Consider the following 24495-nt stretch of genomic DNA (forward strand, 5'->3'; position numbering starts at 1 on the left):
ACTCCCAGACAGCGTGTATGGCACAGAGTGAGAGCTCCACCGACGACGAGGGAGCTGGCTCCGGCAGTGGGCCGACACAGGTTCTCGAGTTCGGGCTGGGAGACGAGACGTACTGTCTGGATATCGACGTTATCGATGAAATCGTCGACGCCGGACAGCTCACCCGGATTCCGAACTCCCCGGCGCACGTCGAAGGCGTGATAGATCTCCGCGGACGGACCACCTCGATCATCAATCCGAAAACGGTGTTCAACATCGACCAAGACGGCGAGCGCAACCGTATCATCGTCTTCGATCCCGACTCCATCGGCGATCAGGGCACCATCGGCTGGATCGTCGACGAAGTCTATCAAGTCACCAACATTACCCCCGACGACGTAGACGAGACGACCACCGCAAATGACGAAAACGTCCACGGCATCGTCAAAGGCGACGACAAGTTCGTCGTCTGGGTCGACCCCGATATCGTCGGCGAATAGGAGATTCTTCGGGTCAGTTTGGACCCGTTTCTCAGTCGTGAGAACTGGGTACGAATGCTTATTTGCAAATACGACGGGACACCTCTTATGCGCGTCTCAAGCGGCGTCGACGGCTTCGATCAGCTGGTCGACGGCGGGTTCCCATCAGATCGACTCTATGTACTCAGTGGGCCACCAGGGAGCGGGAAAACGACGTTTTCCGCCCAGTTCATGGCTGCCGGTGCAGCCGAGGACGAAACCAGCCTCTATGTGAGTATGCACGAGACGAAAGATGGGATCATGGCCGACATGGCCGACTACAGCTTCGGGTTCGGAGAGGCCCTCAAATCGGATTCGATCACCTTCCTTGACGCGCTCTCGTCGGAGGGTCGACGGTTCTTCGGCGGGCCGGGCGAGAAGATGGACCGGACCAACGTCACAAACCGGTTGGCAGGGTTCATCAACTCCTGAGATATCGACCGTGTCGTGATCGATTCGACGATGCTGCTTCGGTATCTGTTTGACGACAGCGATACCACGCTCATGCGGTTTCTGACAGCGATCAAACGCACCTCGGCGACGACGCTGTTGATCTCAGAGATGACCGATCCTTCGGCGTACGCCGACGAGCACTTTTTGGCTCACGGCGTCGTCTTCTTCCACAACTATCTCGAAGACGATGGGATGCGTCGCGGGATTCAGGTCATCAAAATGCGTGGCACAGACGTCAACACTGAGATCCACACGCTCTCGTTCGAATCAAAAGGGTTGGTAGTGACCGAAGGGACCCCGGTGAGCTAACGTGTATGAGTCGACGTTCCCCGAGGAGTGGACCCAACTCGGACGGGATGAGGCAGTCGAGCGCGCCTACGCCCTCGGTGTGGCCGCAGCCTGTGGCAACGACAACCGCGAGGAGTACGAAGCGATTAAAGCCGCGGCGGACTCCACATACGATAGAAGCCTCATCGAGCTTTCCTTCGAGCAGGGCCGGAGTCAAGCCCTCCAGTTGGAGTCCTCCGGTACGGCCCCGAAAGCAATCTGGGATCAGCTCGTCGACTCGGCCGAGACACCCACCAGGAAAAACGGCCTGCCCGATGCGCTCGGCCCGGCCGAACTCCTCGACCGCTTCGACCAGCTCGAAGGGCCACCCGAAACGCTCGACAAACCGTCGTTTTTATCAAGAGGCGACAAGGATAATGCATAACAGTACCATCCACCCACGCCCGCAGTCAATCCCACAAGTGACAGCTTCGTCAGTACCCCTAGCCGCCCCCAAAATCACGTGAACAATCCAGATCATCCATGTCCGTAGAGGAACTCCCGCTTGCGTCGACGCTCACCGAAGCCGAGAGCGTCGTCATTGCAGGGCCCCCGATGAGTGGGAAGTACAATCTCATGCACCGCATCCTCGGTGAAGCAGGCGACCGCTCGATCATTCTCTCGACGGGCCACGACGCCGAGCGCGTCCGGGCCGACTACGCCGAGACCACCGGCCACGACCCCAAGACCTCCCCCATCGTCGACTGTGTCACCCGCGAGCAGGGTGCCGAGGTCGAAGACACCGACCTCACTAAGTACGCCTCCTCGCCGAAAAATCTCACCGAACTCGGCGTGAAATTCACCGAACTCGCCGAGAACTGGGAGTCCCATACCGACACGTCGGTGGGTGTCCACTCGCTGTCCCAGTTGCTGATGTACTGGGATGCCGACCGCATCTACCAGTTCGTCCGCGTGCTCCTCGGCCGCACCCGTAACCAAGGCTGGCTCACCGTCGCGGTGATCAACTCCACGATGCACGACGAACGCACCCTGCATACGCTGCTGGACCCGTTCGATACCGTCGTCGACACCCGAACGACCGACGAGGGCTGGGAGATGCGACTCCGCGACCGGAATTCGTCGCCGACAGCGTGGCAAGAGTTCTGAACGGAGTAGCCATCAGTTCCGAGCAGCGTCGCGTCGAACCCGTTAGTTTGTATCGGCTTTCGTGAGTACCAAACCGGTTAGGTTGTATCCTTTTGTCCGAGAGGGGCCTACAGTATGGTGAGGTACCGGAGATAGTAGCAGTCGGCCGTCATCCCCCACGGCTGCTGATACTGGTTCCCCCAACCCGGTACTGCTCTCGGTTCAGTCTGCCCACGCAGTGTCCCCCACTGCTGTTTTCCAGCGATCCACACGAAGTGTCAGTCACCACTGTCTTTTTCCACCGAGTCTGACAGCAGGCGTCGACCGCCTGTTCTGTATTTGACTGCCTGTTCTGTATGGTAGTACGCGTCGAGCCAGTCACCACCATCTCGTCAGCCCTGCTCGGCGTCGACGACCTGCTGTCGGAGTCGGTTGATCCGTTTTTCGGTCGACGGATGGGTTCGAAACGACCCGGTCGCCTGCTCCCGATCACCCGGCGGCAGGATGTCGAGTGCGCCGACCGACTGTTCCCACTCGCGGAGGTCGGTCGACGGTGTCTGTCGCTGTTGACTGAGCGTGCTGAGCGCTGCGGCGAGTGCGGCTGGCGATCCAGTGAGCGCGACCGCCCCGGCGTCCGCAGACCACTCGCGGCCACGGGAAAGGATCGCGACCCCGAACTGGCCGTACAGTTTGAGTGTCCAGATTGCAGCATTGATCAGATAATCGCCGACATCATCCGGGTTGTCGTCGAGCAACTCCTCGGCCATCAACACCGGCACCAATACCGTACCCATGATCCGACTGTCCGCGTTGGCGAGATGGCTGACTTCGTGGGCTAACACGGCCCCCACTTCCGCTTCGGAGAGGCTCTCAAACAGCCCAGTCGACACCACGATCACGGCCGCAGTACCGTAGCCGAGCGTGAACGATTCCGGCCGGTCGGAGTCGGTAATGCGGAGCGTCGGTGCCGGGACGCCAACCTGTTGGGCGAGTCGACTGGTCGTTTCGGCGAGTGTGGGGTGTGTCTCGACGGCTGGCTCACTCCCCTCGAGAAGCTGATCGCGGAGCCCAGCGAGTTCGCGCCGGGCAGTCGAAACCGTCGACCAGATCGCAAGCAGCCCGCCGAGAGACAGAGCGATCACGAACCCACCGAGTAGCAGTTCGAACGACGAAAACAAGCCTTCGATGACCGCACCAGTCTCAACCATCGCTAGGTACAGACACCCAAGCCAGACGAGAACGACGACGACCGGAGCCCGTGGAAATCGCTGGGTGAGCCGGTTGCCCGACGGAGAAAGGCCGAACCAACCGACGATGACAGTCGCAACGACTGCTCCGACTGCAACCACAGCCGGTGACAGTGGAGTGATTGCTGACAGCCGCGGCGCAACGACGATGAATTCGGCGAGCCGACCGAAGAAACCGAACAGCATGACTCCGAGGACGGCCCCAAAGACAGTCACGACGACAGTCATTCCGAGTGTGAACGTCCCGAGAATCCCGAGGGCGACGACCATTCGACAGAACAGCGAGAACCGAAGCCAAAGCCGAGATGTCGACACAGCCATATCTGATAGCTGTAAAAACAGCCACTTAAAATTCAGGTATGCCAACAGGATCCGTGTCTCGGCCGAGAGCGGGGTCGACGCGCTCTGTGAGGGGGATGGACAGTCCGTCGACGAAACAGCACCCGGCAGTCAGGGTTCCCAACACCCAAACAGAGTAGGCTCTGTGCTTTTGATCTCTGCTGACCGACTACGTAGTGAGGCACCGGAGACACAAGCAGTCAGCCGACCCCCACGGCTGATGCTGCTGTCGACTCCCCCATCCGGTGCTGTCTGTCTCGTCCCACTCTGCCGGGCAGTGTCCCCCCCCCCCACTGTTGTTTTTTAACTAATCATCTGAGAGCGATGCGGCGGTCTCGTCTCTCCCCTTCGGATCGGCCCGTTTTTCAGGATGCTACCGAACTGGTAGGTATGGTCGAGTTCGATCCCGAGCAGTTCGAAGACAAGTACGCGAACTACTTTCCGCAGCTCCAGCGGGCCTACAAGAACGCGTTCAACACGATGAACGACACCTACGATTCGACGCTGATCCACGCTATCGATCAGCAGGTGCTCAACGAGAGCGAGCCGTTCTACAACGCCGAGCGAGAGGGGTTCGACATCGAACTGCCCGATGAGCCCTACGAGCGACTGGAAGGTGTGGTGGTCGACCGCGAGCGGTTCGAGGAGGTCCTCGCGGAGTACACCGACGAAATCGAGCTGGAACTTCGGCAGACGTTCCGCATGACGGAGTAGTCCGAAAATCCAGTCCGAACCAAAGGTCTAAGCCTGTTGCTTCCCAACAAAAAGGCATGAGTACGGATTCAGCAGCGTCGGACAGCGACCTCAAAGACCGCGTGGTGAACTTCCTGCGCCGCAACTTCCCCCAGATTCAGATGCACGGCGGCAACGCCGCCATCGAGTACCTCGACGAGGAAAGCGGTGAGGTCCACATCCAGCTCGGCGGTGCCTGTTCGGGCTGTGGCATCTCCCCGATGACGATCCAAGCGATCAAAACCCGGATGGTCAAGGAGATCCCCGAGATCAACGAGGTCCAAGCCAACACCGGCATGGGCGGCGAGCCGGAGATGGGCGAAACCGAAGGCATGAGCCCCTCGTTCCCCGGTGAGACCAGCAGCGACGACGACGGTGGCAACGAAGGCCCACAGGCCCCGTTCTAACGCGTTTTTCATTTTCGGCAGTCCGGGGCTTTGCGGAAGCATTTCTCGTGGTTTGCACAGAACCGCAGGTTTTCGCAGTCGACAGTCGATAAACCAGATACAACGATAGGAAACAGCGTTGGACAGTGTCGACTGCTCTAAACGGTTCAGAACACGCTCCGTTGATACCAGCGGATCACGACCGAAACAGACGGTTACACAGTCGCATCCCAGCTCGCAGAACAGAACTGCCATACCGTACTTACGGCCCCGTCCCGTTTGCGTGTTCCATGGGCGAGCCACGGTCGGGTCGACCAGCCGACCGTCGACTCATCGTCAATCCCGTGAGCGGTGAGGCCGACCACGTTGAGACGGTCCACCGGCTGGCGGCACTTCACCAGTTTCCGGTCGTCGAAACCGAACGAAGCGGTCACGCAGTCGACCTCGCAAAACAGGCGGCCGCCGAGGGTGTCGACATGCTTGCGGTCTGCGGCGGCGATGGAACGGTCCACGAAGTGATTCAGGGGCTGTTCGCAGTCGACGCCCTCGATACAGTGACGCTCTGTGTGGTTCCCGCCGGGACCGAGAACATCATCGCCGAGGACCTCGGAATCGACGGCCTCGGCGAGGGGTTCGAGGTGGCCACCGGCGGCGAGCGGAGACGGCTTGATCTGGGAGTGGCGAACGACGAACCGTTCGTCATGTCGGCCGTTGCGGGGCTGCCAGCCGAGGTAAGCGATGCGACGACGGGAGGACTGAAACAGCGGTTCGGATCGGCCGCGTTCCTGATCGGCGGGCTGAAAGCGGGACAGACGTTCGACGGCCTCGATGTGACAGTCGACGCACGCGGGGGTGGCGACGAGGTGGTATGGACGGACGAAGCACTCGCGGTGGTTGTCGGGAACTTGCGTCGGTTCGGGACCGCAGGCGGGCACGCCAACGCCGAAGATGGACTGCTCGATGTCGAGATCATCGAACAGATGCCCGGCACGGCCCTGCGGGACGCCATCGAAGGTCGACTCCTCGGGCGAGAGTGCTCACATATCCGGACCTTCGAGACGACCCGGCTCGGTATCGACTCGCTCGTCTCGGAGCCGATCCGGTTCAGTCTCGATGGAGAGATACGAACGTTCGAGACGGTGCAGTTCGGAATCGTCCCACAGGCGCTCACGGTTCGAGTGGGGTCTGCATACACACCAGTCCCCTGAGAGCCGTCGTTCAATTTGAGGGACAGTAGAGTGATACTGTCTGTGCGTGTTCGACAGCGACGGCCACCGCACTTTAGCGTCGACCACTGGTAGGTTGGGTATGGACAGATCCGCCGAACAGCAGCGACCAGCAGCGAAGCGTGGGTCATTCTCACGGCGCGGATTCATTGCTGGCAGTGCGGGCATAGCAGCGACAGCGGTCGTCCCGAGTATCGCTTCCGCACAGAACGACAGCGACGGCGATGATATCGAGCCAGTGTTCACCGACGTCGCCATCTCCACGACGGTCCCGACGCTCTCCGGTGACGATTACACCGGCCTGTTCATGCAGGTCGTCAACGTGGAGGCCACCGAGGGGATCGATGTCGGCGTCGAGTCGTGTGACATCTTAGCGTCCGACGCGGAGATCATGGCCTACGAAACGCGCCTTATCGACCGGATCGAAGAAGACAGGCAGTCGACGTCGGCAATCATCTACGCCGAGGAGGGCAACGAGGAGATCCACGAGGGGAAACTGTTCGTGGTCGATTCACAACGGCCCTGTCCGGAGAGCTTCATGGCGCTCCGATTAGAACGGGTTGGGGCCGTACAGATCGGCCCGGAGGATGGGGAAACGGGGTCGACAACCCCCGGGTTCGGCGTGGGAGCCGCTGTCGTCGGCCTCGGCTCGGCCTCAGTTCTCGCACTGCGTCGACGGCTCCAAGCCGAATAGCTGTATCCGACAACTAACGGGCCACGACGCTTTTTCAGCTACTACCTCCCCATTCCGTATGAGCACGTCCAGTGACCGTACCGTCGGGTGGGCGATCTGGCTCCTGCTTGGGCTCGTTATTGGGGGACTGATAACATTTGCACTGTACAAACAGATCGGCGTCTTTCTGTTTGCGCTCTTTTTGTATTATGCCACACGCCCACTGTATCGTCGACTGGATGAGCATATCGATTCTCAAGGTCTCGCCGCGACACTAACGATCCTCGCCATCGTTGTGCCCCTGCTTGTCGTCATCGGTTATGGACTGTTTCAGGCACTCGCGGAGTTGGACCAGTTTCTCGCACGCCATTCGCTCACGCAGTACCGGGCGTATTTCGAGCCCTACATCTCGCTTGCACGCGAGGGCCGGCTCCAGCGGCTCGGAGAGCTACTGCTCAGCAATCCGAATCAGCCACTGCCGGGGGATATTCGGCAACTGGCCGGACGCGCCTTTGGCGGTGTCACCGGTGTCCTTGGGCTGGTGTTTACGCTCGTCGGCTACCTCGTGTTGATGTTCATCTTCCTCTATTATTTCCTGCGAGACGATCAAAAGCTCGCTGGCTGGTTTTTCAGCAACGTCGACGATCAACGAGTCAAGAAATTCCTGAACGATGTCGACAACGATCTCCAGACGGTGTTTTTCGGGAACCTCGCGATTATCGCGGTCACCGCAATCATTGCAGCGGTCACCTATGTCGCGCTCAATTTCATTGCGCCGGGTGGCAATATCGTTCTCATTCCGGTACTGCTCAGTCTGCTGATCGGGATCGCCACTCTGATTCCGGTTGTCGGAATGAAAATCGTCTACCTTCCCTATGCGCTGTATCTCGGTGGTCTCGCTCTCCTCGGCCAAGCACCGCTGTGGCATCCGGTCGTCTACCTGCTCGTCACAATGGTTGTTGTCGACTTCATTCCCGATTTCTTCATTCGGTCGTATCTGTCCTCGCTCAGTGGCATCCATGTCGGGCTGATCCTCCTCTCGTACCTCCTTGGCACACTGGTCTTCGGCTGGTACGGGCTGTTGCTCGGCCCGGTCATCCTCGTGTTTGCGGTCCACTATGCCCACCAGATCTTCCCCCACTTTGCCGACCGAGTCACGTTCAACTGAGCCAGTTCCACATTGAGATCACCCACCCCTGAGAGATCGAGTGCCCGATGGCTGTGGCTTACTCCGGTATTCGGGATCTACTATTTGCGTGTCAGTCAAACCACAACTCTATGCCTGTTGGGCCAACACCGCCCGAAATATTTCAGCGTGCAGTCGAAGAGGGCCAGCGACGGCTCGACCAGTCGACGCTCGAACTCGTCTCGACGAGTTTTATCGCGGGGTTTACCATCGTCTTCGGGATGGCAGCCCTCGGGGCGGTCGAGGCGCTCGTCGAACCGCAGTTCGGCGACGCGGCGACGGTCGCTGGCGCGCTCACCTTCGGCATCGGCGTCGTCTTCCTCGTCGTCGGCCGCGCCGAACTGTTCAACGAGAACTTCTTCGACCCGGTTGCGACGGCGGTCGATCACGACGATGCATGGCTCGTTGGGTCGCTCGTCCGGCTCTGGACGCTGACACTCGTGTTCAACTTCGTCGGCGGCGGGCTGTTCTCGTTCGTCGTCGCCGTCGACGGAGCCCTCCCGGCAGGGTCGGGACACGCGTTGCGAACAGTCGCCGCGCGGATCGCCGGCCGGACACCGCTGACCGTCTTCGCCAGCGCCATCATCGGCGGCGCGCTCGTCAGCCTGCTGTCGTTCATGTTGGAGGCCGTCGACAGCGTCGGCAGCCAGATCACGCTGGCCTACAGCGTCGGCTTCCTACTGGCTCTCGGGCCGTTTGATCACGTCGTCGTCACGGGTCTCCACGTCTTTCTGGGGCTGCTGTTCGGAGCACAGATCGAGTTGGGACAGCTGGCTGTCGTGCTCGGTGTCGGCACGGCTGGGAACGTCGTCGGCGGGGTCGGCCTAGTGACGCTCAGCCACGTCGCCCAAGTGTGGGGCTCCGAAGTCGACTGAGCAGCGTCGGGCGTCCAACTCACCGAGACTGCCGCCCTCGGACTCCGCTTCCAGATTCGGGAGGACTGCGACCGGAAGGATCCCGGGAGACGAAAGCCCGACGACCGCGATGACGATGGCTCCGGGGACGCTCTCGATGGCCGCGTTGGCGACCGTCGACCCCGCCTCGCCGTACACCGAGATATGGACCAGCCAGCTGACCAGCAGCCCGAGCAACAGTAGGAAAATCAAAAGATTCTCAATGAGCTACTGCTAGCGGTACACCATGGATTCAACACTACTCGATATACTGCCGGAGTTTCTCGAACTGGCATTTTTTGCGGTCGGAAGCCTGTCTCTGTCGATTGGTGGTGCCTTACTTGAACGGTCTGCACTCCTCACGGTACAGGGGGGAGAGTCCGCCCTTGGTGGCTGGGTTGCACTGATCGGGTTGTTGGCGTTCTACTTTGCCTATCTGATGGCCACCGAGAAGTTCATCCCAAAACTCACAGCACTCAGATAACTTCGCGACGTTCGTTTGCAGTACAGGCTGCACTCTTCGGATCCGTTACAATTTGCCAGTGACACTGTGTCGACGCGCCACAGGTTCAGTTCTGGAGTGATTCCGGGGCACAGTTCTGGAGTAATTCAGGGCCTCAGTCCTGAATCGATTCCGTATCGATTGGATCCTCGATACTCCCCATCACCGACTCCAAGAGATCAGTAACCGTAACCAGTCCGCAGACCTCGCCGTCCTCAATCACAAGCGCGAGTTCCTGCTGTTCGGTTTGGAACTGATCGATGGCGTCGCTCACGTCGACATCCGGCGAGAGCGTCATCGGCGGCGCGGCGATCTCGGTGAAGTCGATGGTCCCGTCGGCGAACGCTTCACGATGTCTGGTTACGATTGGCACATAGACGACGCCGTGGAACTCCGAGAGCGTCTCGCCGATCAAGGGATATCTGGTGTGTGGATGGGCTTCCATTCGGTCAATGTTCTCAGCGGGGTCGACAGCCGTCGAGAGCGCCACGATCTCCTCGGCGGGAATCATCACCTCGCGGACCGGCTGCTCGCCGATCCGCAGTGCGTTCATCACCTCCTCGTGTCGCTCCTCGGAAAGCCCACCCTCGTCGAGCAGCGAGTCGAGACGGTTTCGGAGGTCGGCCCGCGATTCGATAACATCCGTTTCGGTTTCAAGCCACGCGCCAGTCATTTCGACGCCGAACAACTTCAGCGTCCATTTGGCAATGCCGTCGCCGAGTGTGATGATCGGCGAGATCAGGCGATGAAACCAGTATAACGGCGTCGCACCGTAGCGACACACCGTCCGGGAGCGCTCAACGCCGAGGTAGGTCGGCGTCTGCTCGCCGTGGGTGAGGTGGACGAGGTTGATCAGCAGGAAGGCGAGCACGGCCCCACCACCGACCGAAGCAAGCCGCGTGTCGGCAAACAGCGGTTCAAACAGCGCCGCCAGTGCGGGTTCGGCGACGATACCGACGGCGATGCTTGAGGCCGTGATCCCGACCTGACAGGTTGTGAGATACAGTTCGAGGTTCTGTGTCATCTCCCACGCCCGCTGGAGTGCAGTGTGTCCCCCAGCGACGAACTCCTGTTCGGTGAACTGTCGGGCTCGTGTCAGAGCGAACTCGATGGCGACGAAAAAGCCGTTGGCGAGGATGAGACCGACACCGGCGACGAGACGAAGCGATATCTCCGTGGTGATCATCGGATGGGACTTGTGCTACGAGAGACATTAATAAGAGTGACGTGGCGGAGAGGACCGTCGACCGACTTTCCGACCGAGCGACGCCAACGCGAGAGCGCTCACACGGGTTTGATGCTCGGACCGTCCGAACGACTCGTTAGGGTGCCCCAGCGAGGACGAACAGGCTCTCGTCGTCACCGTTGTGGACCTGTCGCGTGCTTTCGGGTGCGATTCGGAGCGCGTCGCCTGCCTCCATCGACACGTCCTCGTCGTCGACCGTCACCGTCGCCGAACCCTCGACGAGGACGTACACTTCCTCCTGGTCGTCAGCGGCGTGGTCGTGGGGTTTGCCTTCCCAGCCGGGGTCGCAGGTAAGGACCGAGACGCCGAGTTGGTCGCAGTTCAGCGGCTCACGCAGAAAGTGGAGTCCGCCACCAACTGGCTCTACATCCTCATGGTCGACTTTCGTGTAGGACATCAGCCGACAGTTCTGGCCCGAGCCGAAAGTATGCTGTGGCTCCGGTCGGCTCGGTCAGTGTCCCAAGGGTCTTGGGTCGACCGCACGTGGGTAGCTTGTGGACAATACAACACGTGAGTGGCATCTCGCCAGGCGACCTGCGGGCGAACCGGATCTGGACTGTTTCGAACTCCGAGAAACCGAGGTTCCGGAGCCAGCGCCGGGCGAACTGCTCGTCCGGATCGACTATCTCTCGGTCGACCCCTATATGCGGGGCCGAATGTCGGCGGGCGAATCGTACGCCGAACCGTGGGCGGTCGGCGACGCCCTGAAAGGCGGTGTCGTCGGCGAAGTCGTCGAAAGTAACAGCGAGCAGTACAGCGAGGGCGATCTGGTCACCGGCGAGGGGAACTGGGCCGACTACAGCGTCCTCGATGCCGACGAGGTCGCCCCCGTCGACCCATCGGTCGCCGACCCACCGGCGTATTTGGGCACGCTCGGCATGCCCGGCCGAACAGCCTACTTCGGCCTGCTCGAAGTCGGCGAGCCAAAGCCCGGCGAGACGGTGGTCGTATCCGGGGCCGCCGGTGCGGTCGGCTCGGTCGTCGGCCAGATCGCGAAGCTCAACGGCTGTCATGTCGTCGGCTTCGCCGGCTCCGACGAGAAGACCGCGTGGCTGACTGAGGATCTGGGCTACGACGCGGCGATCAACTACAAAACCACTGACGACTACAGCGAGGCACTCGCTGAGGCCGCACCCGATGGTGTCGACGTCTACTTCGACAACGTCGGTGGCCCGATCACCGATGCGGTGTTCCCGCAGCTGAATATCGATGCCCGCGTTGCTGTCTGCGGCCAGATCGCCCACTACAACGCCGAAAGCGTTCCAACGGGACCACGCAAACTCCCCCAGATCATCGCGCCGCGGGCTACAGTGCAGGGACTACTGGTCAACGACTTCGCCACCCGCTTTGGACAGGCCAGCGAGCAGCTCGGTGCGTGGGTTGCAGCCGGCGAGCTCACTCACCGCGAAACGATTGTCGACGGACTCGAACAGGCCCCCGATGCCTTCCTTGGCCTCTTTTCGGGGGACAACATCGGCAAACAGGTCGTGCAGGTAGCTGACCGCTCGGCGTAGGCTACGTTTCGCTTCCGTCGGCTCGTGGCAGGTCGACGACGAACGCCGCCCCACCCAACTCGCTGTCTGCAACCTGAATCTCGCCGTCGTAGGCCTCGACCAGCGTTGAGACCAGCGAGAGCCCGCTAGCGGCCCGTTGCTCGGTCTCGAAAAGTGCCCGTCGCTGGGCGTCGGGAATGCCGGAGCCGTTGTCGCTGACCCGGAGCCGGACGGTTTCGGGCTCGGTGTCGACTGCGACCTCGATTCGGGGGTCGCTGGCATCGTTGTGTTCGGCGGCGTTTTCGAGGAGATTGTCGACGACCGGCCGAACACCGTCGTTGGCGGCGACGACCGCCTCCGTTGGAAGGTCAGTCGTCACCGAAACAGCAAACGAATCCCCGATCCGGTCGGCGAACTCGGTGACGATAGGGACGAGGTCGACGGCTTCGAGCTCCGGATCGTCAAGCAGCGTCTCGGTGATCGCGCGACTGGTCTCGATGCGGATGAGTGCCTCGTCGGCGTTCCGAGCGATGATCGTGGCTGGATCGCGGCCCGACTCGGTGTCAGTGGTCGACCCGTCGAGGGAGTCGGCGTACCCCTGAATCGCGGCCAGATCGTTCCGCAGATCGTGACGAGTCAGTCGGTTGACGAACCCCAGCGCATCGCTGACCACCTCCGCCCGCTGGGCATCTGCCCGTGCCCAAGCGTTGTTGTAGCCGGCGACCAGCCCCGCAATAAGACCGATGTCGACGGCGATCAGCAGCGAGAACACCGGCTCGGAGGTGGGACGACCCTCGACAGCCCGAACGATATGGGTCGCCGCCATTACCCCGAAAACCAGCAGGTCGCCGCCGACTCCCCAACGCAACACCGTGTACTGGCTGTGGGTCGACAGCTCGGATTCTGAGAGCCGGTAGCCGAAGTAGACGACAGCAAGCGCCGGACCCCCATCCAACAGCAACGCGAGCAGTGGCCCAGCCGAGCCATCGAGAGCGAGATATTCGACAGCATGATAGCTCACCGAGATGCAAAACAGCACCGCTCCGAGGGCGACGACAAACAGCGGCGCGTTCGCTCGGAGCGTACTGGAAACCACGGCCTAGCAACCGGAAAACAGCCGTTTTAGCCTTCCGGATACGGACAATATCTGGTATATTGACACAGCCAGTCGACACCGTACCCTGTGTAGCAGTACGAACACGCGGATACACCACCTCCGAGCAAGTCGGTGGTGTCGCCTGTCGACCAACGAACGCAGTCTCTTCTATGCGACGTGCGGCGCGGTTTCGTCAGTGCGGCCCGGAATTTCGAGTTCGATTTCGAGTTCGGGGTCGTCCATCCCCTCGAAGTCGACTTCGAGTTCTATCGGCTCACCGAACTGGAAGGGGAGTTCCCACTCGTCGTCGGAGAGCGTCAGCTCATCGCCGTCGCGAAGCTGTTCGCCGAGGGCGATCAGGAACTCGCCGGCCTCGCTGGCGTCGAGCCGGTAGTTCTGTTCGAAGTTACGGCCCGCCCGGATGGTCGTTCGCTCGTCGTCGGTCTCGGCTGCTGATTCGTGATCGGACATAGTCCGTTGTACGGCTTCGAGAGGCAAATGTACCGTGATGTATCACTCGGAGCGGTGAGCACTACTCGACTGTCGGTCGACACCCCGACATCGAACACGGTCGCAGCCAGCCGCTCGGTCACCAGCGGGCTGACCGTCCCCACGAGTGCCATCGCTTCGGCGTGAGAATCGGCCAGCGAGCCACTCCGGTCGACGGGAGCCGGCTGACCGCTCATGAGCGGCCTGCGGTGACGATACTCAGTGGCCCCTTCGAGGCAGTCGGGGTCGCGGTGAGTGTGAACTGCCACATGAGCGGTGAGCCGCCGCGACGCTCGACCGCAGAGATCCGAAGGCCGACCGTCGACAGTCGCCGAAACAGTTCGACGACCAGCGGCAGTGTCACCACACGGGTTGCCTCGCTCACGAGCAGGTAGTCGTCGACGGTCACCGCCCAGGTGGTTGCCGTACAGGAGGCCTCCCGGGTGTCGACCGTGTACTCGTCGAGCAGGGCAACCGACTGGAGGGCCGACAGCGCCGCGTCGAGCGGGTCGACGCCGGAGTCGGGGGGCGACGGTTGGGGAAGCTCGGTGGCGGCCGCCCGGAGGAGGTCGGCCTGCTGATCGGGGGTGAGTCGACTGTCGAGTTCGCATGCGACGGCTTCGAGCAGTCGGAGACAGCATTCGTCGGGGTGGTCGACCGTTTCGGCCAGCGACAGATAGCGATCCATGATGGCGTTTTCGACACCCGTATGCGGGGAGTCGGCGATGGTTTCGAAGACGACGCCGGCGACGGTGTGACAGAAGTCGATCAGCGACCGATCCCCGTCGCAGGCGGGTGTTGGATCGGCCACGGTGTCGGCGTCGACGGAGCCGGGAAGCCGATACTGTGGGTCGTCGGGCGACCGAATCGCCTCGGCCCGTTCGGAGACGATGACGTCGTGAGCGGGGAGCTGTAGATCGTACCGGCGGAGCGCCGTCCGGTAGCGTTCGGTCGCGGTCGCCGCCGCACGGGCAGTTGGTCGACTGTCGAAGTAGAGCCCGTCGGCGGGGACTGGCCGGTCGCCGGTACGGCTACAGACGAGGTAGTAGCGCCCCGTCGGGCTGGCGAGCGATTCGATGTGGGCGCGAATGTCGCTGAGTGTCGTTCCGATCATGGGTTGGTGGTGAGTGAAGTTGGTGGAGGGTGGATTGATATGTCGCATCTGTGGGGTCAAAGTGGCTACAGCTCGCCGTTGATGAAGTCGTCCGGTGCTACTGACTCGCCGGATCGACCTCCGAGTCGGACGCCTCGGCTTCGGGCTGGTCGTGGCGGGCACGGATCGGAGTGACCCGGGGATCACGGTCTGTGGTGTCGACCTCGGCGTCGATCCGGAACACATCCGCCAGCAACTCTTCGGTAACGACATCCTCGGGCGGGCCGCGGGCCTTGATTTCGCCGTCCCGCAGGGCGACGATGGTGTCAGCGTGGCGGGCGGCCTGCTCGATGTCGTGGAGGACGACAACGACCGTGATCTCCCTCTCGTCCCGGAGCGTCTCGATGATATCCATGACCTCCAACTGATGGTGGAGATCGAGGAACGTCGTCGGCTCGTCGAGCAGCAGGACGTCGGTGTCTTGGGCCAACACCATCGCGATCCACGCGAGCTGTTTTTGGCCGCCACTGAGACTGCCGACTTCCCGGTCACGCAGGTGGCCACAGCCCGCGAGGTCGATGGCGTTGTCGACCGCACACTCGTCTTCCTCGGTCACGTGTTCGAAAAACCCGCGGTGAGGGTACCGACCGTGATACACCAGATCCTCGACGGTGATACTATCCGGCGAGGTACTCTCTTGGGAGAGCAGGCCGAGCTTTCGGGCCAGCGCCTTTGTGTCGAGGGTGTGGATGTCTTGCCCGTCGATCAGTACTGAGCCGTCGTCGGGAGCCAACTGGTTGGCGAGTCCTTTTAAAAGGGTACTCTTGCCGGAGCCGTTGGGGCCGACGAGGGCGGTGACCGCGCCCTGCTCGGCGGTGATCGTTTCGCCGTCGATGACGGGCCGGTCGACGCCGGGGTAGCCGATGACGAGTTCTTCGCCGGTGAGTGTCGACGCCGAGCGCGTTGGGTCTGCATTCGTCTTTTCGCGTGATTCGTCTTCGTCCCGCTGTCCCTGTGTGATCGAAGCAATATTGAACATTACATCTCACCCATGGAGTCCTGTTTCCGCATCAGATACAGGAAGTACGGCCCGCCGACCAGTCCGGTGACGATGCCGACCGGGATCTGGACCGGATTGAGCGCGAGTCGTGCGCCGACATCCGCGCCGACCATCAGCGCCGGGCCGACGAACAGCGAGCCGACGATCAGCTTCCGGTAGTCGCTGCCAACTAGGTTCCGGACCATGTGGGGGACGATCAGGCCGACGAAACCGACGATGCCGGCAACCGCGATGCTGGCTGAGGCGGCCAAGACGGCCACCCCCGACAGCCCAAAGCGGACTTTTTCAATCGACATCCCCAGCGATTTGGCGGTCTGTTCGCCCAAGAGCAAGACGTTACACTGCCGGGAGCCAGCGACACCGAGCAGGACGGCCACGACCGTCCACGGCAGGGCGAGTCGGACCTGCTGCCAGTCGGTCCCGGTCAGCGAGCCAGTGGTCCACGCAATCGCCGACTGGACGACGCCGATATCGTCGGCGAAAAAGAACAGCGCGGTCTGGAGGCTGCCGAAGACGGTGCCGACGATGACACCCGCCAACACCAGCCGCATAGGCGAGGTGCCGTTCTTCCAAGCGATGGCGTAGACGATCAGAAAGGCGAGCGCGCCGCCAACCGAAGCGATGATGGGCAGAAACGACGCGAGGCTGCCAAAGACGACGAGCGTCAGCAGGATCATCAGCCCCGCACCGGAGGAAACGCCGAGGATAAACGGGCTGGCGAGTTCGTTCCGTGTGACGGCCTGAAAGATGGCCCCCGAAAGTGCGAGGTTCATCCCGACGAGAATCGCGACGAACACGCGCGGGATGCGAATGTTCCAGACGATGAGGCTCTCGGTGCTCATCTCCGGAAGCCCGGCGGTGACGATGAGCGACTCCCACGCGAAGGGGTTCAGAAGGACGTCGATGTTAATTTGCCCGCCGAGTAGGAACGCCTGCCACGCTCGTGGGTTGAACAGAACATCCGGATTGAACACGGCCTGCCATGCTTGGATGAGCGTCATTGAGTACGACCCAAGGCTAACCTGAATCAGCCCGCCGATCAGGACGACCGCGAGGCTGCCGAGGACGACCGCCAGCAGTTTCGGATCGAACAGCCACGCAAATCGGTGCTGACTGGGCGTCGACCGCCTCGATTGGTCGGTCCCGACGGTCGGCTCTCGGTTGCTCATCGGGCCTCCAACTCGGGGGCCGGTCCATCGAGAGCGGCCAAACTGGCAGCGTCCCCACCCGATTCGAGGCGTGTCTCAGTGTCGACCGAATCGACGATGGCTTCGGGACCACCGCCGACGGGAACGACCTCGGGGTCGTACTCGGTCGATTGGGTGGTCGACGGACCCATTTATAGCTCTCCGTTAATGATCGCGGCGACCGTCTCGCGGTCGAACAGCTGTTCGTCTGCGGGGATTTCGGGGTATGGGCCCTCCACGTACTGTGGCCACGCGCCGAACGCATCGGGGTACAGCTGTTTGGCGGTCATCTCCAGCTGGAACAGGTTGAGAATCGGTCCCTGGTATCTGGCCCCCTGTGGATACATCCGGTCGTCCTGGACGGCCGTGATCTCGGACGCCACCGGATCGGATGCAAATGCCTCGCGTCGCTCGGGGAGGCTCGTCCCCGGCTCGAAGCCACCGAGCAGCAGAATAACGTCGGGATCGGCCGCAACCAGCGTCTCGAAGTCGACCACCGAGTTCGATTCGACCGCGCCCTCGAAGGCGTCCCGTGCGCCGAGCGGTTGGGTGTGGGCAGTCAGGAAGCCGGGAGTATCCAGCGTGTAGGCGTAGATCTCTTCGATATCAGCCGATGCGAGCATCACCGCGGAGGGACGCTCGGATTCGGCCGGGAGGGTCGATTCGATGGTCGACAACAGGTCGTCGTGGACCGCGGCGAGCGCCTCGTACCGCTCCTGTTCTTGGAACGCCTCGGCGACGCGTTCGAACTGCTCCCAGAGCGTGTAGTACTCGTAGTCATCGGCGTAGGCGGCCGCGGGTTCTGCGTGGCGATCAGAAAGCGAGTTACCGAACCACGGCGAGATGGCCGTCCCGATCTTCTCGATGTCTGCTTCGTCCCAACTGTCCTGTTTGGTGATCCACGCCGGATCAGCAAGGTGGATATCGCTATCCAACGCGTAGAGTTGCTCCTTGCTCGGCTCCCACGAGGAGTAGAGTCCGGTCCAGTCCAGCGAGACACCCGGGAGGCGCTCGACGAACTGGTTCCACAGCCCGTCGTAGTAGTCGGGCGCATGCATCGCCGTGATCGAGTCCCCGCGGCCGAGAGCGAATGCCATCCCGGCGTGGTGGGTGAGTCGCGTGAAGACCGTCTCGGGCGGCGACTCGAAGCTGACCTCGCCCATCGGCGAGATCGTCGCCGTGTACGCGTCGTCAGCACTCTCCGACCCGTTGTCGACTGGTTCTGACCCGTTGTCGACTGGTTCGGAGTCGGTGGCTGAGGCTTGGTTCGCGTCGCCGGTACAGCCAGCAAGCAGCCCACCGCCGACGATGGCACTACTCCCAGCAAGATAGCCGCGTCGCGTGAAGGTCTCGTGATCCGTGGGACCGTGATCCATGTGTTTAGGCCCGCCTAAAGAATTAAATGCGTTTCGATGTTTTGGCCAGCCTAAACCTGTGGTCGCCGTGTTCGCAGTACCGTATCAGTAACTCAGTACGGACGCTCACACCGGGGACAGGTCGGTGACCCGTGTCCGGCAGCAAGAGCCCGGAGCGAGCCAACGCCGCCGGGCAGAAACGACACCACACCAGCGTCGACCTAACAACCCATCCCGACGAAGGACGTCTGGTCGACCACCAGATCGTCGGCTCGCGGTACGCCGACGATGTAGTTCTCGCAGCGAGTGCGGCGCTCGACGCCGAGCGGGGGCGGCGGAACTGAAGCTTTTTGCCTTGGTGTGACAATGAGGATTCTATGAACTACCGTGAGGTCACTGTCACCGGCGAGTACGCCGCGCGACTCGAAACCGGAGCGGACTGGCGCGAGGAGATCGAAACGCTCGCCGCCGACGTTGAGGCCGAAACTGGCTGGTTTTCCGCCATTGGCTCGGTCGAAGACGCCGAAATCTGGTTTTACGATCAAGACGACAAAGCATACCAGTCGGTGACGTTCGATGAGCCGCTGGAGGTCGCTGCCTGCGTCGGCAACGTCGGCCTGCTGGACGGTGAGCTGTTCGCCCACACTCACGCCGTCCTTTCGCGGGCGAGCGGCCAGACGCTATCGGGCCATCTCAATGCCGGAACAGTGTTTGCGGGCGAGCTCTTTTTCCGCGCGTTTGAACAGCCGCTGGTCCGCGAGCGAGACGAGTCGACCGAGCTGGATCTCTGGTTGTGAGCGAGACGAGCGACGGCCCGGCAGGCGATGACGACACGGCGGACGAAACGAACCGGACCCCTATGCGACCGGCCGACGAGGAGTATTTCGACCGGATCGAAGGTCGACTTGACGAGGCGATGGCGGTCGCCGAACGAGCCAAAGGCCAGGGCAAGGACCCCGAGCCGGAGGTCGAAATTCCGATTGCGAAGGATATGGCCGACCGCGTCGAGAACATTCTGGGAATTCCGGATGTCGCCGAGCGCGTCCGTGAACTCGAAGGCCAGATGTCCCGCGAGGAGGCCGCCCTCGAACTGGCGAAGGATTTCGCCGAGGGTGAGGTCGGCGACTACGACAGCAAAGCCGGGAAAATCGAGGGGGCAGTCCGAACAGCCGTTGCCCTGCTCACTGAGGGTGTGGTTGCCGCACCAATCGAAGGGATCGACCGGGTCGAACTGCTCGACAACGACGACGGCACCCAGTTCGTCAACGTCTACTACGCCGGCCCGATTCGGTCTGCGGGTGGGACCGCCCAAGCGCTGTCGGTGTTAGTGGCCGACTACACCCGGAGTATCCTCGGCCTAGCGGAGTACAAGGGCCGGGACGACGAGATCGAACGCTACGTCGAGGAAATCAATCTCTACGACAAGGATACCGGGCTCCAGTACTCGCCGAAGGACAAGGAGAGTCGGTTTATTGCGACCAATATGCCGATTATGCTCGACGGCGAGGCGACCGGCGATCTGGAGGTTTCGGGCTACCGGGATCTCGACCGCGTCGACACCAACTCCTCTCGTGGTGGCATGTGTCTGGTGATGGCCGAAGGGATCGCGCTCAAAGCACCCAAGATTCAGCGCTACACCCGCCAGTTGGACGAGGTCGACTGGCCGTGGCTCCAAGACCTGATTGACGGAACCATCGAAGGCGAAAAAGAAGGTAGCGACGGTGACGAGGAGACCACTGAAGACGACGAATCGGAAGCCGAGGATGACGGACAGGACGACGAGAAACCGGATGACAGCAAAACGGTCGAGGGACCAAATCGCGTCAAATCCAAATCGAAGTATCTACTCGACCTGATTGCGGGTCGACCCGTCTTCGGTCACCCCTCCGAATCCGGAGGTTTCAGGCTCCGGTACGGCCGTGCCCGAAATCTGGGCTTTGCGACCGCAGGCGTCCATCCGGCGACGATGCACATCATCGGCGACTTTCTCGCTACTGGAACCCAGATTAAAACCGAACGACCCGGCAAGGCCGCCGGGATTATTCCGGTCGACTCAATCGAGGGACCGACCGTCCGGCTGGCGACTGGCGAAGTCCGGCGGATCGACGATCCCGAAGAGGCACTCGAACTCAGAAACGGTGTTGTGGAAATTCTCGATCTCGGCGAGTACCTCGTCAACTACGGCGAGTTCGTCGAGAACAACCATCCACTTGCGCCCGCCTCGTATGCCTACGAATGGTGGGTCCAAGAGTTCGAAGCCGCTGGGGGAGATGTGCAGGCCGCGCTGGACGACCCTCATGTCGACCTCGAAGACCCCGACGCCCAAGAAGCCCTGCGCTGGGCAACCGAGTACGACTGCCCGCTCCACCCGAACTACACCTACGTCTGGCACGATATTCCGGTTTCGGCCTTCGAGGAACTCGCTGAGGCTGTTGTCGACGGCGAGATCCACACGGATGTCGACCGCGGCGAGTTACTCGTGGTCGACCGCACTGAAACCGTTCAGACGAGTCTCGAAACCCTGCTTGTCGAACACCAGCAGACCGACGAGACAATCGAGATCCACGACTGGCTCCCGCTGGTCCGCTCGCTCGGCGTTAGCGAGGAGTTAACGAAAACGTGGGAGTCCCTTTCGGCTGAATCAAAAACGTGGGACGGTGGCGAGAACGCGGTCGAAGCGGTCAACGAAGTCGCGCCCTTCGAGGTCCGCGAGCGGGCCCCAACCCGGATCGGCGCACGGATGGGTCGACCCGAGAAATCCGAATCGCGGGACCTCTCACCGGCAGTGCATACACTGTTCCCGATCACCGAAGCCGGTGGCAACCAGCGGGACGTGGCGAAAGCCGCCCGGACGATGGACGACCAGGGCAAACGGGGCATCCACAGTATGCGAATCAACCAGCGGCTGTGTCCGGACTGCGAGACACGCACGTTCAGATCGCAGTGTCCCGACTGCGGAAGTCACACTGAACCCCACTACGAATGTGAGGAGTGTGAGATCGTCTGCGAGCCCGACGAGGCCGGCCGCGTCGAGTGTCCGAGTTGTGAGCGGGATGTCACCGCCGCCGGGTGGGAGGACGTCGACCTCCGAAGCGAGTATCGCGGGGCCCTCGAAGCGATCAACGAACGCGAAGGCAACTTCAAGATTTTAAAAGGGGTCAAGGGACTCACCTCGGCGAACAAAACACCCGAAGCCATTGAAAAGGGCATTCTGCGGGCAAAGCACGGCGTCTCATCATTTAAAGACGGCACTGTCCGGTACGATATGACCGATCTGCCGGTGACTGCCGTCAAGCCCGAGGAGCTTGACGTCACCGCCGACCATTTCCGTGGCCTCGGCTACGAGACCGATATCGCAGGCGATCCGCTCAGACACGACGATCAGGTGGTCGAACTCAACGTTCAGGATATCGTGCTCTCGGATGGCGCGGCCCAGCATATGATCAAGACAGCGGACTTCGTCGACGACCTCTTGGAGCGGTTCTATGGCCAGCCCGCTTTCTACGATATCGATGAGCGCGACGACCTGATCGGTGAACTCGTCTTCGGGATGGCCCCTCACACGAGCGCGGCAGTCGTCGGTCGCGTGGTCGGCTTTACCAGCGCGGCGGTTGGCTATGCGCATCCATATTTCCATGCCGCAAAACGGCGGAACTGCTTCCATCCGGAAACGAAACTCTGGTTCGAAGATGAAACCGGCGCGTGGCACCACGAGACGATTGAGACGCTGGTCGAAGACCGGCTTGAAGACCCCGCTACTGATGATTACGGGACGCTCGTGGAGAAAATCGATGGCACAGTCTCCGTCCCAAGTATTGACGAAACTGGATCAGTCGTGACGAAGCCAGTCGAGGCGCTGTCGAAACACCCCGCACCGGATCACATGGTGAACATCGAAACACGAAGTGGCCGTGAGATCACCGTAACGCCGGACCACAAGATGCAGGTGTTCGAAAACGGCGAACGCCAGACTAAGCAGGCCGCAGAGCTGACTGAGCAAGACTCGCTCATCAAACCGGAACAGCTCGATACTGTTCTGCCAGCTGATGAAAATCCGAGCTTCGATCTGCTGGCGGAGTTCATTCGGAGTGATGGTATCGAAAACAGTCGACTGATGATCAAAGGCATCGAAAAAGATGTCCTCTACGAACTGTTTGAAGCGAAACTTGCCGACGATTGGGAGGGCCAGTTCTACCCACTGAAAAGCACGGCTGAACACTTCGAGATGTCGCACAAAACGCTGAGTAATTATCTCTACCGCGGAAGTGTTCCTGCTGACATCCTGATTGAATTGTGTGACTCCGTCGACGATGTACTCGCATTCGTTCCTGACGACGTGACGTTAGGTGTGAAACGCGATTCAACCGAAATGGATCGTACTGTAGAGATCACCGAAGACGTGGCAACACTCCTCGGCTACTATGCTGCAGAGGGATTCGCACGCGAACAGGAGACTCCAAAGGGAACAATTCATCAGACGACGATCTGTGGCACCGAGACGGAAGCCCGCGACTTTTTCATCGAGACATTCGAAACCAGTTTCGGCGTATCGCCATACCGTGAAAACGACGCAAAAGTAACCGTCTCAGGTCGACTGGTTCGGACGTTCTTCGATACGGTGTTGGATGCAGGTATCTATGCGAAGACAAAATGTGTCCCGCAGTGTATCTTCAATGCACCAGATGAGATTGTGGCGGGCTATCTTCGCGGCTACTTCAGTGGTGATGGACATGCACATGTGAGAACGCTCCAAGTGTCTGCTAGTACGATAAGTTCCGAGTTGAAACAGGACCTGCTTGCACTACTGACACGACTCGATATCGCTGGAGATATTTCGGAAACGGAACCGGTCGAACTCTCTGAAAGGTTCCCAGACCACTATGATAAGGATGACTCCGTGCTATCAGAGCGCGGGTACATTCTAACGATCTCATCAAACGATGCAGCAGCCTTCGCTGAGAAGGTTGGCTTCCATCTAAGTCGAAAAGAGAATCGACTCCAGAAACAAGCCGATGGTGTCGATGTTATCGAAAGTCAACTCTCCGATGGAGGCGGTGGTGACTATCTCATAGAGGCTCTATCGTCTGTTGAGTACGTTACCTCGGATACCGAACACACCTACTGCTTGACTGTCAAAGATACACACAGACTGATTGCCAACGATCTATCGGTCGCTCAGTGTGATGGTGACGAAGACTGCGTAATGCTGCTTATGGACGGCCTACTGAACTTTAGTCGGGAGTTTCTGCCGAACAAACGAGGCGGTCGGATGGATGCACCCCTCGTGATGTCCTCGCGCATCGACCCCGCAGAGATCGACGATGAGGCCCACAACATGGACATCGTCGACACCTACCCCCAATCGTTCTACGAGGCCACCCTCAAGATGGCCGACCCCGAGTCGGTCGACATTCAGACCGGCGAGGACACCCTCAATACTGACGATCAGTATCACGGGTTTAACCACACCCACTCGACGACCGATATCCACATGGGACCGAGTCTCTCGGCCTACAAAACGCTGGATTCGATGATGGACAAGATGGACGCCCAACTGGAGTTGGCCCGGAAACTCCGGGCGGTCGACGAGACTGACGTGGCCGAACGCGTCATCGAGTACCACTTCCTCCCCGATTTGATCGGCAACCTCCGGGCGTTTTCGTCCCAGAAAACGCGGTGTCTCGACTGCGACGAAAAGTACCGTCGGATGCCGCTGTCGGGTGAATGCCGAGAGTGTGGCGGCCGCGTGAACCTCACGGTCCATCAGGGGTCGGTCAACAAGTATATGGATACCGCAATCGAGGTCGCCGAGCGGTTTGGCTGCCGGGAGTACACCAAACAGCGACTCCACATCCTCGAACGCTCCCTCGAATCCGTCTTCGAGAACGACAAAAACAAACAGAGCGGTATCGCGGACTTCATGTAATTC

At 60.9% G+C, this 24495-nt stretch carries 25 protein-coding genes and 1 pseudogene; 15 read left to right on the forward strand and 11 right to left on the reverse strand.

Annotation, left to right across the window (positions count from 1 at the left end; translation table 11 throughout):
• Positions 1 to 17 precede the first annotated feature (17 nt).
• The 4 genes and pseudogenes from HALTADL_RS08960 to HALTADL_RS08975 all read left to right on the forward strand — a co-directional run bounded on the left by HALTADL_RS08960 (position 18) and on the right by HALTADL_RS08975 (position 2384).
• Complete coding sequence (locus HALTADL_RS08960; RefSeq protein ID WP_089670633.1) at positions 18 to 479, forward strand: chemotaxis protein CheW; 462 nt, start codon at positions 18 to 20, stop codon at positions 477 to 479.
• An 87-nt stretch (positions 480 to 566) separates the two neighbouring features.
• Positions 567 to 1259 (forward strand): annotated as a pseudogene (locus HALTADL_RS08965) (RAD55 family ATPase).
• A 1-nt stretch (position 1260) separates the two neighbouring features.
• The gene (locus HALTADL_RS08970) at positions 1261 to 1662 is read left to right on the forward strand and encodes a hypothetical protein (RefSeq protein ID WP_089670632.1); all 402 of its coding nucleotides are present in this window, start codon (positions 1261 to 1263) and stop codon (positions 1660 to 1662) included.
• Between the two features lie 98 nt (positions 1663 to 1760).
• Entirely contained in the window at positions 1761 to 2384 is a 624-nt protein-coding gene (locus HALTADL_RS08975; protein ID WP_089670631.1) for a DUF7504 family protein, read from the forward strand.
• A gap of 371 nt (positions 2385 to 2755) precedes the next feature.
• Here the strand turns inward: HALTADL_RS08975 and HALTADL_RS08980 are convergent, their stop codons facing one another.
• Positions 2756 to 3931 carry a M48 family metallopeptidase gene (locus HALTADL_RS08980; RefSeq protein ID WP_089670630.1) on the reverse strand — a complete coding sequence of 392 codons (1176 nt, stop codon included), beginning with the start codon at positions 3929 to 3931 and terminating at the stop codon, positions 2756 to 2758.
• 408 nt (positions 3932 to 4339) lie between these two features.
• On the opposite strand from HALTADL_RS08980, the gene HALTADL_RS08985 reads away from it, so the two are divergent.
• The 6 genes from HALTADL_RS08985 to HALTADL_RS09010 all read left to right on the forward strand — a co-directional run bounded on the left by HALTADL_RS08985 (position 4340) and on the right by HALTADL_RS09010 (position 9027).
• Entirely contained in the window at positions 4340 to 4663 is a 324-nt protein-coding gene (locus HALTADL_RS08985; protein WP_089670629.1) for a DUF5783 family protein, read from the forward strand.
• Positions 4664 to 4719: 56 nt separating this feature from the next.
• Complete coding sequence (locus HALTADL_RS08990; protein ID WP_089670628.1) at positions 4720 to 5088, forward strand: NifU family protein; 369 nt, start codon at positions 4720 to 4722, stop codon at positions 5086 to 5088.
• A 269-nt stretch (positions 5089 to 5357) separates the two neighbouring features.
• On the forward strand, positions 5358 to 6275 hold the full coding sequence (locus tag HALTADL_RS08995) for a diacylglycerol/lipid kinase family protein (RefSeq protein WP_089670627.1): 918 nt from the start codon (positions 5358 to 5360) through the stop codon (positions 6273 to 6275).
• 100 nt (positions 6276 to 6375) lie between these two features.
• Complete coding sequence (locus HALTADL_RS09000; RefSeq protein WP_089670626.1) at positions 6376 to 6987, forward strand: PGF-CTERM sorting domain-containing protein; 612 nt, start codon at positions 6376 to 6378, stop codon at positions 6985 to 6987.
• Positions 6988 to 7045: 58 nt separating this feature from the next.
• Positions 7046 to 8134, forward strand: a complete 1089-nt coding sequence (locus HALTADL_RS09005; RefSeq protein WP_089670625.1) for an AI-2E family transporter — start codon at positions 7046 to 7048, stop codon at positions 8132 to 8134.
• A gap of 110 nt (positions 8135 to 8244) precedes the next feature.
• The gene (locus HALTADL_RS09010; protein WP_089670624.1) at positions 8245 to 9027 is read left to right on the forward strand and encodes a formate/nitrite transporter family protein; all 783 of its coding nucleotides are present in this window, start codon (positions 8245 to 8247) and stop codon (positions 9025 to 9027) included.
• Here the strand turns inward: HALTADL_RS09010 and HALTADL_RS09015 are convergent.
• Complete coding sequence (locus HALTADL_RS09015; protein ID WP_089670623.1) at positions 8977 to 9258, reverse strand: hypothetical protein; 282 nt, start codon at positions 9256 to 9258, stop codon at positions 8977 to 8979. The genes HALTADL_RS09010 and HALTADL_RS09015 overlap by 51 nt on opposite strands.
• 34 nt (positions 9259 to 9292) lie before the next feature.
• On the opposite strand from HALTADL_RS09015, the gene HALTADL_RS09020 reads away from it, so the two are divergent.
• Complete coding sequence (locus tag HALTADL_RS09020) at positions 9293 to 9529, forward strand: hypothetical protein (RefSeq protein ID WP_089670622.1); 237 nt, start codon at positions 9293 to 9295, stop codon at positions 9527 to 9529.
• A 133-nt stretch (positions 9530 to 9662) separates the two neighbouring features.
• On the opposite strand, the gene HALTADL_RS09025 is transcribed toward HALTADL_RS09020, so the two are convergent.
• The gene (locus HALTADL_RS09025; RefSeq protein WP_089670621.1) at positions 9663 to 10733 is read right to left on the reverse strand and encodes a hemolysin family protein; all 1071 of its coding nucleotides are present in this window, start codon (positions 10731 to 10733) and stop codon (positions 9663 to 9665) included.
• 136 nt (positions 10734 to 10869) lie between these two features.
• A complete protein-coding gene (locus HALTADL_RS09030; protein ID WP_089670620.1) occupies positions 10870 to 11190 on the reverse strand; it encodes a cupin domain-containing protein in 321 nt (106 codons plus the stop codon).
• 97 nt (positions 11191 to 11287) lie between these two features.
• On the opposite strand from HALTADL_RS09030, the gene HALTADL_RS09035 reads away from it, so the two are divergent.
• Positions 11288 to 12307: an NADP-dependent oxidoreductase gene (locus tag HALTADL_RS09035; RefSeq protein ID WP_089670619.1), complete on the forward strand. Its 1020-nt coding sequence runs from the start codon at positions 11288 to 11290 to the stop codon at positions 12305 to 12307.
• 1 nt (position 12308) lies between these two features.
• On the opposite strand, the gene HALTADL_RS09040 is transcribed toward HALTADL_RS09035, so the two are convergent.
• From HALTADL_RS09040 to HALTADL_RS09065, 7 genes are all read right to left on the reverse strand, one after another.
• Positions 12309 to 13382 carry an ATP-binding protein gene (locus tag HALTADL_RS09040; RefSeq protein WP_089670618.1) on the reverse strand — a complete coding sequence of 358 codons (1074 nt, stop codon included), beginning with the start codon at positions 13380 to 13382 and terminating at the stop codon, positions 12309 to 12311.
• Between the two features lie 168 nt (positions 13383 to 13550).
• Entirely contained in the window at positions 13551 to 13853 is a 303-nt protein-coding gene (locus tag HALTADL_RS09045; protein ID WP_089670617.1) for an amphi-Trp domain-containing protein, read from the reverse strand.
• Positions 13854 to 14064: 211 nt separating this feature from the next.
• Positions 14065 to 14985, reverse strand: a complete 921-nt coding sequence (locus HALTADL_RS09050) for a DUF7551 domain-containing protein (RefSeq protein ID WP_089670616.1) — start codon at positions 14983 to 14985, stop codon at positions 14065 to 14067.
• A 97-nt stretch (positions 14986 to 15082) separates the two neighbouring features.
• Positions 15083 to 16003, reverse strand: a complete 921-nt coding sequence (locus HALTADL_RS09055; protein WP_089670615.1) for an ABC transporter ATP-binding protein — start codon at positions 16001 to 16003, stop codon at positions 15083 to 15085.
• On the reverse strand, positions 16003 to 17193 hold the full coding sequence (locus tag HALTADL_RS09060; RefSeq protein ID WP_089670614.1) for a FecCD family ABC transporter permease: 1191 nt from the start codon (positions 17191 to 17193) through the stop codon (positions 16003 to 16005). Before HALTADL_RS09060 ends, HALTADL_RS09055 begins: the two co-directional genes overlap by 1 nt.
• A complete protein-coding gene (locus tag HALTADL_RS17355; RefSeq protein ID WP_162551705.1) occupies positions 17190 to 17363 on the reverse strand; it encodes a hypothetical protein in 174 nt (57 codons plus the stop codon). The genes HALTADL_RS09060 and HALTADL_RS17355 overlap by 4 nt, the downstream gene beginning before the upstream one ends.
• On the reverse strand, positions 17364 to 18587 hold the full coding sequence (locus tag HALTADL_RS09065) for an ABC transporter substrate-binding protein (RefSeq protein WP_089670613.1): 1224 nt from the start codon (positions 18585 to 18587) through the stop codon (positions 17364 to 17366).
• A 131-nt stretch (positions 18588 to 18718) separates the two neighbouring features.
• Here HALTADL_RS09065 and HALTADL_RS09070 point away from each other — a divergent pair, with 131 nt between their 5' ends.
• The 3 genes from HALTADL_RS09070 to polC all read left to right on the forward strand — a co-directional run bounded on the left by HALTADL_RS09070 (position 18719) and on the right by polC (position 24492).
• Positions 18719 to 18910 (forward strand): hypothetical protein, encoded by a 192-nt coding sequence (locus HALTADL_RS09070; protein ID WP_089670612.1) that lies wholly within the window; start codon positions 18719 to 18721, stop codon positions 18908 to 18910.
• Between the two features lie 33 nt (positions 18911 to 18943).
• On the forward strand, positions 18944 to 19363 hold the full coding sequence (locus tag HALTADL_RS09075; RefSeq protein WP_089670611.1) for a PPC domain-containing DNA-binding protein: 420 nt from the start codon (positions 18944 to 18946) through the stop codon (positions 19361 to 19363).
• Between the two features lie 62 nt (positions 19364 to 19425).
• Complete coding sequence (gene polC, locus HALTADL_RS09080; protein WP_089670770.1) at positions 19426 to 24492, forward strand: DNA polymerase II large subunit; 5067 nt, start codon at positions 19426 to 19428, stop codon at positions 24490 to 24492.
• Positions 24493 to 24495 lie beyond the last annotated feature (3 nt).

The sequence above is a fragment of the Halohasta litchfieldiae genome (assembly GCF_002788215.1).
Lineage (GTDB): Archaea > Halobacteriota > Halobacteria > Halobacteriales > Haloferacaceae > Halohasta > Halohasta litchfieldiae.